Origin of the sequence: Mesorhizobium sp. B2-6-2, from assembly GCF_006440615.1 — a bacterium.
Lineage (GTDB): Bacteria > Pseudomonadota > Alphaproteobacteria > Rhizobiales > Rhizobiaceae > Mesorhizobium.
This window is the reverse complement of sequence record NZ_VFUG01000001.1, coordinates 290,357-304,294: the sequence shown is the minus strand read 5'-3', so window position 1 is coordinate 304,294 and position 13,938 is coordinate 290,357. Positions and strand designations below refer to the sequence as shown.

General features: G+C 64.0%; 14 protein-coding genes. 11 read left to right on the top strand and 3 right to left on the bottom strand.

From position 1 onward, the window contains the following. The first annotated feature begins 202 nt into the window (after nt 1-202). The 5 genes from speB (at nt 203) to FJ419_RS01630 (ending at nt 3,577) form a co-directional block, all read left to right on the top strand. Nucleotides 203-1,258 carry an agmatinase gene (speB, locus tag FJ419_RS01645; protein WP_140686956.1) on the top strand — a complete coding sequence of 352 codons (1,056 nt, stop codon included), beginning with the start codon at nt 203-205 and terminating at the stop codon, nt 1,256-1,258. Further along, nucleotides 1,258-1,395, top strand: a complete 138-nt coding sequence (locus tag FJ419_RS30675; protein WP_181170577.1) for a hypothetical protein — start codon at nt 1,258-1,260, stop codon at nt 1,393-1,395. The genes speB and FJ419_RS30675 overlap by 1 nt, the downstream gene beginning before the upstream one ends. 2 nt (nt 1,396-1,397) lie before the next feature. Next, on the top strand, nt 1,398-2,198 hold the full coding sequence (locus FJ419_RS01640) for a transporter substrate-binding domain-containing protein (protein ID WP_140686955.1): 801 nt from the start codon (nt 1,398-1,400) through the stop codon (nt 2,196-2,198). Nucleotides 2,199-2,264: 66 nt separating this feature from the next. Then, nucleotides 2,265-2,933 carry an amino acid ABC transporter permease gene (locus FJ419_RS01635; protein WP_140686954.1) on the top strand — a complete coding sequence of 223 codons (669 nt, stop codon included), beginning with the start codon at nt 2,265-2,267 and terminating at the stop codon, nt 2,931-2,933. Then, a complete protein-coding gene (locus FJ419_RS01630) occupies nt 2,930-3,577 on the top strand; it encodes an amino acid ABC transporter permease (protein ID WP_140686953.1) in 648 nt (215 codons plus the stop codon). The genes FJ419_RS01635 and FJ419_RS01630 overlap by 4 nt, the downstream gene beginning before the upstream one ends. Before the next feature lie 40 nt (nt 3,578-3,617). Here FJ419_RS01630 and FJ419_RS01625 read toward each other — a convergent pair whose 3' ends face one another. Next, nucleotides 3,618-5,021, bottom strand: coding sequence for an MATE family efflux transporter (locus FJ419_RS01625; protein WP_140686952.1), 1,404 nt, complete (start codon nt 5,019-5,021; stop codon nt 3,618-3,620). Nucleotides 5,022-5,263: 242 nt separating this feature from the next. On the opposite strand from FJ419_RS01625, the gene FJ419_RS01620 reads away from it, so the two are divergent. The 6 genes from FJ419_RS01620 to ugpC all read left to right on the top strand — a co-directional run bounded on the left by FJ419_RS01620 (nt 5,264) and on the right by ugpC (nt 11,636). Beyond that, complete coding sequence (locus FJ419_RS01620) at nt 5,264-6,181, top strand: AraC family transcriptional regulator (RefSeq protein ID WP_140686951.1); 918 nt, start codon at nt 5,264-5,266, stop codon at nt 6,179-6,181. A gap of 241 nt (nt 6,182-6,422) precedes the next feature. Continuing rightward, complete coding sequence (locus FJ419_RS01615; protein WP_140686950.1) at nt 6,423-7,694, top strand: extracellular solute-binding protein; 1,272 nt, start codon at nt 6,423-6,425, stop codon at nt 7,692-7,694. A 102-nt stretch (nt 7,695-7,796) separates the two neighbouring features. Then, the gene (locus FJ419_RS01610) at nt 7,797-8,663 is read left to right on the top strand and encodes a sugar ABC transporter permease (RefSeq protein ID WP_140686949.1); all 867 of its coding nucleotides are present in this window, start codon (nt 7,797-7,799) and stop codon (nt 8,661-8,663) included. Beyond that, nucleotides 8,660-9,487, top strand: coding sequence for a carbohydrate ABC transporter permease (locus FJ419_RS01605; protein ID WP_181170576.1), 828 nt, complete (start codon nt 8,660-8,662; stop codon nt 9,485-9,487). Before FJ419_RS01610 ends, FJ419_RS01605 begins: the two co-directional genes overlap by 4 nt. 14 nt (nt 9,488-9,501) lie before the next feature. Next, complete coding sequence (locus FJ419_RS01600; RefSeq protein WP_140688104.1) at nt 9,502-10,548, top strand: NAD(P)-dependent alcohol dehydrogenase; 1,047 nt, start codon at nt 9,502-9,504, stop codon at nt 10,546-10,548. A gap of 2 nt (nt 10,549-10,550) precedes the next feature. Continuing rightward, on the top strand, nt 10,551-11,636 hold the full coding sequence (gene ugpC, locus FJ419_RS01595; RefSeq protein WP_140686947.1) for a sn-glycerol-3-phosphate ABC transporter ATP-binding protein UgpC: 1,086 nt from the start codon (nt 10,551-10,553) through the stop codon (nt 11,634-11,636). A 15-nt stretch (nt 11,637-11,651) separates the two neighbouring features. On the opposite strand, the gene FJ419_RS01590 is transcribed toward ugpC, so the two are convergent. Continuing rightward, a complete protein-coding gene (locus tag FJ419_RS01590; protein ID WP_140686946.1) occupies nt 11,652-13,238 on the bottom strand; it encodes an FGGY-family carbohydrate kinase in 1,587 nt (528 codons plus the stop codon). Continuing rightward, nucleotides 13,235-13,918 carry an HAD family hydrolase gene (locus FJ419_RS01585; RefSeq protein ID WP_140686945.1) on the bottom strand — a complete coding sequence of 228 codons (684 nt, stop codon included), beginning with the start codon at nt 13,916-13,918 and terminating at the stop codon, nt 13,235-13,237. The genes FJ419_RS01590 and FJ419_RS01585 overlap by 4 nt, the downstream gene beginning before the upstream one ends. Nucleotides 13,919-13,938 lie beyond the last annotated feature (20 nt).

The following is a 13,938-nucleotide window of genomic DNA, read 5'->3' as shown; positions in this document are numbered from 1 at the left end:
TGGTTTGTGAGATTTTCTCACAGCCGAGACCCTAACAATATCAATTGATTTTTCAATGCGGCTGCCCGACACTTTCCGGAACAGCTTCAAGAGACGTGGAATCCGCAGCGCAGCGGCGGGCAACGATCCAGCCGGACAACAGGCTGGCTTGGCAAATCGTCCATGCGGGCAGCGCTGCAGGCAGGCAAGAGGAGGACCGGACATGGGTTACGATCGCGGCAAGCTCGAAGCGTTGCGCCGTAAATATGGCGAGAGCCATGGCGGCGAGATGTTCGACCCGAAATTCCGCAAGGTCGCCGACAAGATCTTCAACAAGTCGGGCACAAGGCTGGCGCCCTATTCAGGCATCCCGACCTTCGTTGCCGCGCCCTATCGCGAGATCGCCGCCGAGAACCCGGATTTCGGCGACTTGCAGGTGGCGATTATGGGCGTGCCGATGGATCTCGGCGTCACCAACCGTCCCGGCTCGCGCTTCGGGCCGCGCGCGCTGCGCGCCATCGAGCGCATAGGCCCCTACAATCATGTGCTGGAATGCGCGCCGACGCATGAGCTTCGCGTCGCCGATATCGGCGACACGCCGTTCCGCAGCCGCTATCGGCTGGAGATCAGCCATGAGGACATCGAAAAGCGCACCAACCAAATCGTCGATGCCGGCGTGCTGCCGCTCTCGGTCGGCGGCGACCATTCGATCAGCCATCCGATCCTGAAGGCGGTCGGCAAAAAGGCACCGGTCGGCATGATCCATATCGACGCCCATTGCGACACCAGCGGGCTGTTCGACATGACCAAGTTCCACCATGGCGGACCGTTCCGCAACGCGGTGCTGGACGGCGTGCTCGATCCCTCGCGCACGATCCAGATCGGCATTCGCGGCTCGGCCGAATATCTGTGGGAATTCACCTACGAGTCCGGCATGACGGTCGTGCATGCCGAGGAAGTGACCGGCCTCGGTATCCCGGCAATCATCGAGAAGGCGCGCAAAATCATCGGCGACGGCCCGACCTACATTTCCTTCGACGTCGACAGCATCGATCCGGCCTTCGCGCCCGGCACCGGCACGCCGGAAGTCGGCGGGTTGACGACGCGCGAGGTACTCGAACTGCTGCGCGGCCTGAAGGGTCTCAACATCGTCGGCGGCGACGTGGTCGAGGTTGCGCCGCAATATGACGCGACCACCAACACCGCCCATGTCGGCGCCCAGGTCCTGTTCGAGATTCTCAGCCTGATGGTGTTCAGCCCGGCGATCAAGAAAGGCTGATGCCTCGCGCAATTTCGGACGGAAGCTATGGCGAAGGCGCCAAGCCTAAACCGCGTCTTCCGGAATTGCTCTCCAACACGGCCGCCGCGCTGGAGCCGGCGGCCGGTTTCAACAACAAGCTTCCAGCAGGGGAATAACAATGTTACTTCGCAACGCACTGAAATCCGTAATCACAGCGGCGATGATGCTCGGCGCCGCCGGCCTCGCCACGCAAGCGAAGGCCGACGCCGTCGACGACATCACCAAGGCCGGCGCCATCAATGTCGGCATCTTCTCGGACTTCCCGCCGTTCTCTTCGGCCAGCGCCGATATGAGCATCAAGGGCTATGACATCGACGTCGCGCAGGCGATCGCCGATTCACTCAAGGTGAAGCTCAACCTGGTCAGCGTCACCGGCCAGAACCGCATCCCTTATCTCACCGACAAGCGCGTCGATATTTTGATGAGCGTCGGCTATTCCAAGGAGCGCGAGCAGGTGATCGATTTCGCCGCCCCCTACGCGCCCTATTACATCGCCGTCATCGGCCCGGCCGAGCTTGCCGTCAAGGGCAAGGAAGACCTCGCCGACAAGTCGGTCGCCGTCAATCGCGGCACGCTGGAGGACACCTCGCTGACCCAGGCGGCGCCGGCTTCGGCCGACATCCGCCGCTTCGACAACTATAATTCCGTCATCCAGGCCTTCATCTCCGGCCAGACCCAGTTGATGGTCGTGGGCAACGATGTCGGCGCCCAGGTGCTGGCCAAGCAGGACGTGCTGAAGCCGGAGCAGAAGTTCCAGCTGCTCACCTCGCCTTCGCATATCGGCCTCAACAAGAACGAGGACCGGCTGAAGAAGGCGGTGAACGACGCCGTCGCCAAGATGCTGGCCGACGGCAAGCTTGACGAGAGCTCGAAGGCCTGGCTGAAGACGCCGCTCAATCCGGACAACCTCAAGGATTGATCTCGAGGGCGGCCCAGCCACGACAAGCGCTGAGCCGCTCCGACTGTTCCAACAAGGTCAATCGCCATGGGCTACAGCCTGGACTTCGGCTGGCTTGCGGGCGCCGTGGGCGTTATCGCGCGCGGCGCGGCGACGACGATCCTTCTGATCGCCGTCACCACGCTGGCGGGAACTTTTCTCAGTATCCTGGGCGCAGCCGGCAAGAGAAACGGCCCCAAGCCACTTCAGCTGGCGATCGGCATCTATGTCGAGGTGATGCGCAACACGCCATTCCTGGTGCAGCTGTTCTTCATCTTCTTCGGGCTGCCCAGCCTAGGCGTCAGGCTCGACCCGATCCTGGCCGCGATGCTGGCGATGACGCTCAATATGGCGGCCTATACGATCGAGATCGTCGGCGCCGGGCTCGACGCCGTGCCGCGCGGCCAGAGTGAAGCCGCGCTGGCGCTCGGCCTCAGGCCCCGGCAGGTGTTCATCAAGATCGTGCTGCCGCAGGCGCTGAAGGTGATCTACCCGGCGCTGACCAGCCAGATCGTCATCATGATGCTTGAATCGGCCGTGGTATCGCAGATCGCCGTGCGCGAATTGACCTACGAGGCCGACATGCTGCAGGCGCGCACTTTTCGCGCCTTCGAGACCTATTTCGTGGTGACGATGGTCTATCTCGGCCTGTCGATGGGGCTGCGCCGGCTGCTGGTCGGCGGCGGCCGCCGTGTTCTGGGGGCGGGCGTGTCATGATCGAGTTCACCTTCTGGGACATCGTCCGCAACCTGCTGCTCGCCGCGCGCTGGACGGTGCTGTTGTCGCTCGCCGCCTTCATCGGCGGCGCGCTGGTCGGGCTGGCGGTGCTGTTCTTTCGCATCGCCCGGAATAAATGGGTGAAGCGGATCGCCTCGGCCTATATCGCGCTCTTCCAGGGCACGCCGCTCTTGATGCAGCTCTTTTTGATGTTCTTCGGGCTGCCGATGCTGGGATTGCGCATCGAACCCTGGACGGCAGCGGCGCTCGGTCTCACCTTCTTCGCCAGCGCCTATCTGGCCGAGATCTGGCGCGGCGGCGTCGACGCGCTGCCGCGCGGCCAATGGGACGCCGGCGCCAGCCTTGGGCTGCATTATCTGCAGGAGCTGAGGCTGATCATCCTGCCGCAGGCCTTCGCCATCACCCGTGCGCCGACCGTCGGCTTCCTGGTGCAGCTCATCAAGTCGACGGCGCTGACCTCGATCATCGGCTTCGAGGAACTGGTCAGGACCTCCAACGCCATCAACAACGCGACCTTCGAGCCGTTCAAAGTCTACGGGCTGGTGGCGCTGATCTTCTTCGTCATGTGCTTTCCGCTAACGCAGTACGCACGGCGGCTGGAGCGACGCGCAGGGGCGCGCTGAGCCGCGAAAGGCTGCCGACTGGACCCGCAGCCTTTGTCGATCAATGCCCGAAGGCGAGTTGCGGCGCGATGCGGTCGCGCCTGAGCCAGCGCGCCAGGAGCAGCGCCGCCACCACGGCAAGTCCCGAGGCCAGGCCGATCCAGATGCCGACGCCGTTCAAGCCGAAATGAAAGGCGAGCAGCACGCCGAGCGGCAGGCCGACGCCCCAATAGCCGATCGCGGCGTAGATCATCGGCACCTTGGTGTCGTGCAGGCCGCGCAGCATGCCGGCCGCGACCGCCTGGGCGCCGTCGAAAATCTGGAACAGCGCTGCAAACACCAGGAACGACACGGCAAGCGTGATCACCCTGGCGTTCTTGGGATCGGTGAGATCGATGAAGGCGCTGATCAGCGCATGCGGCCACAGGATCATCACCAGGCCCATCAGCGCCATGAACGAGACGCCGATGACGAAGGCCGTCCAGCCGGCGCGCGAAACGCCTTCCGGATTGCCGGCGCCGTGCGCCAGGCCGACCCGGACCGTGACCGCCTGGTTGAGCCCGAGCGGCACCATGAAGGAGATCGAGGCGATCTGGATGGCGATGGCATGCGCGGCCAGCGAATCCGCATCGATCAGGCCCATGAGCAGGGCCGCCGCATTGAAGATCGTCACCTCGAAGGCGAGGATGCCGGCGATCGGCAAGCCGAGCCTGAGCAGGCCGCGGAAGCGCGGCCAGTCGGAACGCCAGAAACGGCCGAACAGACGGTAGCGGCGGAACTTTTTTTCCAGCATCACCACCGCCGCCAGGCCGGCGAACATCAGCATGCTGGACAGAGTGGTCGCGAGGCCGGAGCCGGCAATGCCCATCGACTTGACGCCGAGATTGCCGAACATGAACACCCAGTTGAAGAAAGCGTTGCAGGCGACCGCGACGAAAACGATGATCAGCGCCCAGCCCGGCCGCTCCAGCGCCGAGATGAAGGAGCGCAGCACGATATAGCCATAGAAGGGCAGCACCGCCCATTGCAGCCAATGCAGATAAATGCCGGCCTCATGCGCGAGCTCCGGCTTCTGGCCCATTGCCAAGAGCACCGCTTCGCCATGCCAGAGAAAAATCCAGATCGGGATCGAGATGAGGATCGCCAGCCACAGGCCCTGGCGCACGGTGCGGCGCAGGTCGCGCACCGAATGGCGGCGACGGCCAAGCTCGGTCGCCATCATCGGCGAGGTGGCCAGCATCAGGCCGAGGCCGAAGATCAGCGGCATGAAATAGAGGTTGGAGCCGAGCGCGCCGGCGGCGAGCGTGTCGGACCCGAGGCGGCCCATCATCATGACGTCGGTCGCGGTCATGGCGGTCTGGCCGAGATTGGTCAGCACCATCGGCCAAGCGAGCCCGATCGTTGCCATGATTTCCTGACGCCAAAGGTTTTCCGGCGCGCGAGCGCCGGCTTCGATCGCAGACATTGTTCCGCTCTTTCAGAACACGGCGCGTCGGCCAAAGGGCCGGAAGCCGAACAACAATGGCGCAAAATGGCGCCAGTTGCGTCGCCTTGTGAACGAAATGCGACATGTTGGCAAGGGACGAGGCGCAGCTAGCGATTGATCCAGGCGGAACCGGGATTCCGCGACGCCTCTTTCATTTGCCGGCCGGGGGCTGCTAGGGATGCCCAGGCATATGCAGCCGGCCGCCACGCCGGGAGGAACGAATGCCGTTCAGGCGCAGAAAGAATACGGCCGCGATTCCGCGCACGGTGCCTGCCTTCGAGCACATCGTGACCGAGGCCAGCGACAGTTTCCTGTGGCGGCTGGACGATTATCCATGGGAGCGCAATGTCTGGAATTTCCATCCCGAATACGAAATCCATCTCTTGCGGAAATCGTCCGGCGTCGTGCTGGTCGGCGACCATATCGGCGAGTTCGGGCCGGGCTATCTGACCATCGTCGGCGGCGGGCTGCCGCATGACTGGGTGACGGCGGTGCAGCCCGGCGAGCTGATCGAAGGCCGCGATATCGTGCTGCAATTCGATCCGGAACGGCTGCGCGGCTCGTCGGGGCTGCTGCCGGAGCTGCGCGAGCTGGAGCCGTTCCTGGAACGCTCGCTGCGCGGCATGGTCTTTCATGGCCAGACGGCGCTCGACGGCGCCGAGCTGATGGAACGAATGGGGAAGGTGCATGGACTGGCGAGATTGCGCATGTTCCTCGAATTGCTGGACCTTCTGGCCACCACCGAGGAATACGAGCTTTTGTCCTCTCCGGATTTTTCCCCGCTTCTCGACGCGGAATCGCTGGATATTATCCAGCGCTCGCTGACCTATCTGTTCCAGCACTTTGCCGAGGATCTGAAGCTGCCGAAGGTGGCTCAATTGGCCGGGATGAGCGAAAGCACTTTCTCGCGCTTCTTCCAGAAGAACACCGGCAACTCGTTCAGCGACCATGTCGCCAAGCTGAGACTCTGGCAGGCCTGCAAGCTGCTCGCCGACACCGATATCCCGATCACCGACATCTGCTTCCAGGTCGGCTACATGAACATCTCGAACTTCAACCGCGCCTTCCTGCGCAAGCACAAGATGACGCCGTCATCCTACCGCAAGCTATCGCGGCAGCGGCTGACGCTGCGGGCCTGATCGAGCCGGAGGCGGTTGCGCTTGATGGAGCTGATACTCGTGTGACGGACAGCCTCTGTCGGCGCCATTTTTTTGCGCCGCACAATGCATAAAAGTACAGGTCTGCTGCAACGGGGCTTCTAGTCTCGCCCCTTCCAACCGCTCATTTTGGCAGCGGGTGGAAGGTCGACCGGGCGACGGTGAGGGTCGCTTGGTCCGAGGACCTGCCGCTTTCGCGAGTGTTCCTGGAGGAGAAAAACCAATGAATTCAAACCGGCTTGCTGCCAGCCTCGGTGCAGCGTTCGTGCTTACCGCTTCCGTATCAACCGCAGCACTGGCGCAAGCGCCGGTCTGCTCCGCGCCGGTCAAGGTGTTGGCGCAGCCGCGCGACGGGCTGACGCTTCTGGAGGACTCCAAGGACGAGTTCAAGAAGCTGTCCGGCGCCTCGTTCCAGATCGATTACCTCAACGAGAACGACCGCCGCGCCAAGTCGCGCGCCGACGCCTCCACCATCGGCAACTACAATGTCTACTATGTCGACGAGGCCAACGTCGCGCTGTTCGCTTCCTCGGGCTGGATCGTGCCGCTGACCGATTATTATCCGGCTGAATACGATTTCGCCGACTTCGATCCGGGCCGCCAGAAGGTCGCCACCTATGACGGCAAGGTCTGGTTCGCGCCGCTGACCGGCGGCGGCGACCTGATGGTCTACCGCAAGGACGTGCTCGAGGCCACCGGCATCCAGCCGCCGAAGACGCTGGACGAGCTGATCGCCGACGTGCCGAAGCTGACCAATGCCGACAAGGGCGTGTACGGCATCGCGCTGCGCGGCGCGCGCGGCTCGGGCGCCAATGTCTGGCGCTGGATGCCTTTCTTCAAGGCCTATGGCGGCAAGTGGTTCGACGGCGACAAGCCGGCTTTCAATTCGGACGCCGCAGTCAAGGCGACGGAGACCTATCTCAAGCTGTTCAAGGACTCGGCCCCCGGCACGCAGACCGGCAGCTGGGATGAATCGACCGGCGCCTTCCTCTCCGGCCAGGTCGCCATCCTCGTCGAATCGACGCCGCTGTCGGGCATGGCGGTGGACCCGAAGACCTCGCAAGTGGTCGGCGAGGTCGGCTTCCTGCCGCCGCCCTCGCCGCTGCCGGGCGGCGGCTACGGGCATGGCCTTGCCATCGGCACCAAGGCCAATGCGGATGACGCCGCGAAGAAATGCGCCGGCCTGTTCATCGCCTGGGCGACCTCGAAGGAGAACGAGAAGCGCCGGCTCGATGCGCATCAGTTCGGCGAGTTGAACCGCACCAGCGTCCTCTCCAGCAAGGAATTCGCTGACATCTACGGCGCCGACCTCGGCAAGGCGCTGGCCGACACCGGCAAGGTGACGGCGGTGAACTTCTGGCAGGATCCGCGCTGGCCGGATCTCGGCGACCGCTGGGGCATCATCCTCGAGGAACTGGTCACCGGCACCCGCACCGACATCAAGGGCGGCCTCAACGAGCTCGAGGCCTATGCCAATGAGCTGGTGAAGAAGTAATCCTCCCGCCCGCGGCGCGCGGTTCGCGGCATTCGTCCGAATGCCGGAACCTGCACGCCGCGGGACCTTCACCAGACAGCAGTAAAAATCCAAGGATAGGCAATGCGCCGACGATCTTCCCTGCCGGTCACATTTCTGGTTCCTACCCTCGCCATCCTCCTGGTGCTGTCGATGGTGCCGACGCTCTACGCCATCGTGATCGCCTTGCAGAACCGCGAGTTGAGCACGACCGGTTACTCCTGGGTGTGGTTCTCGAACTTCGCCGATCTCTTCCTCGACCGCCGCTTCCTCAACGCCGTCTGGGTTTCGGTGAAATGGGAGATCGTCACCGTGGTAGCGACGATGGTGGTGGCGATCGGACTGGGCGTCTTGATGTTCGAAGTCGCCGGTCCACGCCTGCGCAATTTCTATTGCCTTTTGTTCATCATCCCGGTGCTTTTGCCGCGCGTCTCGGCCGCCTTCGTCTGGAAGTTCGCCTATCATCCGCTCTACGGCATCGCCACCTATCCCTACCGGCTCGTCACCGGCGGGCTGATCTTCGATCCGCTATCCAAGCCGGGCACCGCATTGTTCGCCGTCGCTTCGGTGGACGTCTGGCAATGGGGGCTGTTCTTCGCCGTCATCGTGCTGAAGCTGCTTGAAACCTTGCCGCCGCAACCGATCGAGGCGGCCAGGCTCGACCACGCCAAGCGCTGGCAGATCCACGCCTATGTCACCTTGCCGATGCTGAAGGCGCCGCTGATCAGCCTGATGTTCGTCAAGATGATCGAGTCGCTTCGCTCCTTCGACCTGATCTATGTGATGACGCGCGGCGGGCCGGGCGTCGCGACCGAAACGCTCGACATGTACGCCTTCTCGCAAGGCTTCATCGAGTCCGGCAAGGTCTCCTACGCATCGGCCATGGCGGTGCTGATGATGATCGCGACGGTCATCACCTTCACCATGCTGTGGAAGCGGGTGCAGGCATGAAGCCGTATCCGATAAGACCGGGCCGCCTGGTCGCCAAGGCCATCCTGGCGCTGGCCGGGTTCCTGGCCGTGTTCCCGCTCGCCTGGACGGCGCTCAACGCGCTGAAGAACAATGTCGACATCATCACGCGCGTGCCGAAGGTGATCTTCACGCCGACGCTCGCCAATATCGGCTACATCCTCGGCCGCGACAGCGTGCTGACCGGGCTCTACAACTCCGCTGCCGCCTGCGGCGCGGCGGTGCTGATCGGCGTCGTGCTCGGCCTGCCGGCGGCCTATGCGGTGGCGCGCTATCCCAACCGCTTCGCCGGCGACATCCAGTTCTTCGTCCTGTCGCTGCGCTTCCTGCCGCCGGTGGCGGTGGCCATCCCGCTGATGGTGATCTGGCTGCAGGTCGGGCTCTACGACACTTTGCCGGCGCTGATCGTCACCTATTCGCTGCTGACCATATCGGTGATCATGTGGCTCGCCATTCCCGCCTTCCAGGGTGTGCCGAAGGAGATCGAAGAGGCGGCCTTCGTGGACGGTTACGGCGCTTATGCCGTCTTCTGGCGGATCGCGCTTCCCATCGCGGCGCGCTCGCTGATCGGCGCCATCGCCTTCAGCTTCGTGCTGGTCTGGAACGAATTCCTGATCGCGCTGATGCTGTCGAGCTCCAACGCCAAGACGCTGCCGATCGTGGCTTCCGAACTCTCCCAGCAAGGCATGAACGTGCCGTGGGGAATCCTCAACGCTTCGGTCGTGCTTCTGTCGCTGCCGCCGCTTTTGTTCCTCGGCGTTTTGAGCGGCTTCCTGAATTCCGTTTTCCGGCAAAAGAAAAGTTGATGCGAGGATACCCGATGCGGGCACTGGTGCTTGAGAAAAAAGGCGAACTGTCGCTGCGCGAGATCGCGTTGCCGCAAGACATTGGAGCGGACGACGTCAGGATCGCCATCCACACGGTCGGCGTCTGCGGCAGCGACGTGCATTACTACACGCACGGCGCCATCGGCAGCTACATCGTGCGCGAGCCCATGGTGCTCGGCCACGAAGCCTCTGGGACGATCGTCGAGGTCGGCGCCAATGTCACGAGCCTGAAGGTCGGCGACCGCGTCTGCATGGAGCCCGGCGTGCCGAACCTTTCATCGCGCGCGACGAAGCTCGGCATCTACAATGTCGACCCGGACGTCCGCTTCTGGGCAACGCCGCCGGTGCATGGCGTGCTCGCACCCTACGCCGTCCACCCGGCCGCTTTCACTTACAAATTGCCGGACAATGTCTCCTTCGCCGAGGGCGCGATGGTCGAGCCCTTCGCCATCGGCATGCAGGCGGCGGCGCGCGCGCGCATCGTGCCCGGCGATGTCGCCGTCGTCGTCGGCTGCGGCCCGATCGGCATCATGATCGCGCTCGCCGCGCTGGCGGGCGGCTGCTCCAAAGTCCTGATCTCGGACTTCTCCGCGCCGAAGCTTGCGATCGCCGCCCAGTATCCCGGCATCGTGCCGGTCGATATCGGCAAGCAGTCGCTGGTCGACGCGGTGCGGGCCGCGACCGACAATTGGGGCGCCGATATCGTGTTCGAGGCGAGCGGCAGCCCGATGGCCTTCGCCAACCTGTTCGACGTGGTGCGGCCGGGCGGCGCGGTGGTGCTGGTCGGGCTGCCGGTGGAGGCGGTCGAGCTCAACGTGCCGGCGGCGATTTCCAAGGAAGTGCGCATCGAGACCGTGTTCCGCTATGCCAACATCTTCGATCGCGCCCTGCAGTTGATCGCCTCCGGCAAGGTCGACCTCAAGCCGCTGATCACCGGCACGTATGATTTCTCCGAGAGCATCAAGGCGTTCGAGCGCGCGGCGCAAGGCAGGCCGCAGGACGTCAAGCTGCAGATCCTGCTGACCGGCGAGAAGGGATAAAGATGTCCGCGATCGTTTGCTCCCATGTCGACAAGGCCTATGGCGCCACGACCGTCATCCGCGACCTCAACCTCGCGATCGAAGAGCATGAGTTCGTCGTGTTCCTCGGTCCGTCCGGCTGCGGCAAGTCCACGCTTCTTCGGATGCTGGCCGGGCTGGAGGATATCAGCGGCGGCGAGGTGTCGATCGGAGGCACGGTGGTGAACGATCTCGAGCCGGGCGACCGCGGCATCGCCATGGTGTTCCAGAACTATGCGCTCTATCCGCATATGACGATTTTCGACAACGTCGCCTTCGGACTGAAGCGGCAGAAGGTACCGGCGGCCGAGATCAGGAAGCGGGTCGTGGCAGTTTCCAGGACACTTGGGTTGGAACCTTATCTCGGCCGCAAGCCGACCGAGCTTTCCGGCGGCCAGCAGCAGCGCGTGGCGATCGCGCGCGCCATGATCAAGACGCCGAAAGTGTTCCTGTTCGACGAGCCGCTCTCCAACCTCGACGCCAAGCTGCGCAACCATATGCGCGTCGAGATCGCCAGGCTACACCAGTCGCTGAAGACCACCACCGTCTATGTCACGCATGACCAGCTCGAGGCGATGACGCTGGCCGACCGCATCGTCTTGTTGAAGGACGGCGTGATCGAGCAGATCGGCTCGCCGGCGGAGATCTATCGCCGCCCGGGCAATCTGTTCGTGGCCGGCTTCATCGGAACGCCGAATATGAATTTCATCGAGGTGACGGTCGGCAAGGGCAAGGATGGCTGGACGCTGACCGGCGCGGGGACAGTGCTGTCGCTGCAGGGCGGCGACTTCAACCTGAGGCATGGCGATCGCGTGATGCTCGGCATCCGGCCTCCGGATCTGAAGACGGCGCAAACCGGCGCAGCAAACCTGCTGCAAGGCACCGCCGATCTCATCGAGTTCCACGGCAATGACGCGCTGGTGACGTTCGGCTCGGGCGGCAAGGAGATCAGCGCGCTGGTGCCGGCGCGCGAATGCCCGGAGTTGCGCGCGCCGGTGCGCTACAGCTTCGACGAGGAAAGCATCCATTTGTTCGACGCGACGTCGGGCGCGTCGTTGCGCAAGCAGTAGGGCGATGTTCCAGCATCAGCGGATCGCGTCGAGCGCCTGCCGCTGGCGATGCATCTCGAGGAAGATCCGGTAGTCGCGGTCGAAGCGGGCGCCGGCTTGCTTGTTGGGCGCGCGCGTGCGGCCGCCTTGCTGCATCGCGACACAGGCCGCGTTGAGGTCAGGGTAGAGTCCGGCGGCGGTCGCCGCCACCATGCCGGTGCCGAGCAGCACCGCCTCGTCGGCCAAGGGCTCGACCACGGTGCAGCCGGTGGCATCGGCGTAGAGCTCCATCAAAAGCGGGTTCTTGGTGTGGCCACCGGTGACATGCAGCGTGTCGATCAGGTAACCGTTCTCGTTCAGCGCCTCGAGCACATGGCGCACGCCGAGCGCAATGCCGACGGCGGTGCGCCAGTAGAGCTTGCATAGGCTGTCGAAGGAGGAATCGAGCGTCAGGCCGCTGATGACGCCGACCGCATGTGGGTCGGCGAGCGGCGAACGGTTGCCGTGGAAATCCGGCAGCACATGCAACCTTGCCGCCAGCGTATCGCCGTCCTCGGCGCGCAGCTCGGCGACGCGCCTTGCGATCTTCATATGCATGGCCGCGTCCGGCTCGCCGCCGGCGCCATGCCAGCGGATGACGTGGTCGAGCAGCGCGCCGGTGGCCGACTGGCCGCCTTCAGACAGCCACAGCGTCGGCAATGCGGCGCCGAAATAGGGGCCCCAGACGCCGGCAAAGGGCTGCGGGTCGGGCGACATCGCCATGACGCAGGAGGATGTGCCGGCAATCAGCGCCAAATGCCGGCTGATGTTCCTCACGTCGCCGGCAAAACCGCCCAAAACGCCGAGCGCGCCGGCATAGGCATCGATGACGCCGGCGCCCACCCGGCATTTTTCGGTGAGGCCGAGCTCGTCGGCGGCCTTCGCCGTCAGCTGACCGATATCGGCGCCGACCGGGCTTGCCTTCTCCGGCAGATTGCCACGCTCGAAAAGATCGCCGAGCCCGACCAACTCGAAGAAATCGCGCCGCCAGCTTTTTTCCTCATGCGCGAGATAGGTCCATTTCGCCGTCAGAGTGCATTGCGAGCGGGCGAGCGAGCCGGATGCCTTCCAGGTCAGGAAATCGGCAAGGTCCAATAGATAGCCGGCTTCATTCCATGTCCTCGGCAGATGACGCTTCAGCCACATCAGCTTCGGCGTTTCCATCTCCGGCGACATCACACCGCCGATATAATCGAGAACGGTGTGACCGCTTGCGGTGCATTCATCGGCTTCGGCGATGGCGCGGTGATCGAGCCAGACCATCGTGTCCCAGCGCTTCTCGCCGGTAACCGAGACGCTGAGCTGGCCGCCTTGCCTGTCGCGCGCGACCAGCGAGCAGGTCGCGTCGAAAGAGATTCCGGCGATATCGCCGGCGGCGACGCCGGATTTTTGGAGCGCTGACCGCACGGACTTGCACACCGCCGACCAGATGTCTTCCGAATCATGCTCGGCGTGATCGGGCTTGGGCTGATGCATGGCGATCGGATGATCGGCGCGGCCGAGCAGGTTGCCGCGCGCGTCGAGAATGCCCGCGCGGGCGCTTCCGGTGCCGACATCGACCGCGCAAACGAAACTCTTGATCAAGATGCTTTTTCTCTCGCTCCCAGGCCTGCAATCAAATCGGGCAATTGCAGCATGTCAGCGAATATAAAGTCCGGTTCCGTCGACGCAAGCCGCGCCTTGAGGGCGGGATTGGAGGCATGCGAGCCGCCGGTGAAGGCAAAGACGTACATGCCCGCCGCGCGGGCGGCGGCGACCCCGGCCGGGCTGTCCTCGATGACCAGACAATTGCGAGGCCGCGCCTGCATGCTTGCCGCGGCATGCAGGAAAAGGTCAGGCGCCGGCTTGCCGCGTTCGACCATGCTGGCGCTGAACAAATGCGGCTCCAGCAGCGGAAGCAGGCCGGTGACGTCGAGCGCATAGCGGATGCGTTCCAGCGTGCCGGACGAGGCGACACAGAAGGGCCGGCCGAGCCTCGGCAACAGTTCCTTGACGCCGAGAATCGGCTTCAACTCCTCGCGGAATTTGCGCATCAGGTCGACGCGCATGGCGGTCAGATGCCGGTCGCTGATCTCGAGCCCGAAATCGCGGCCGAGGATCTCGCGCACGCTCTTCATGCTCTTGCCCAGGAAATGCTCGTAGGCGGCATCCTCGCTCACCGTGCCGCCGGCCAGCTCGATCATGCCGAGCAGCGCCGAGACCGAAAGCGCCTCGCTGTCGACCAGCACGCCGTCACAGTCGAAGATGACCAGTTCCGGCGTCATGGCTGCTGCGTCCGGCGCTT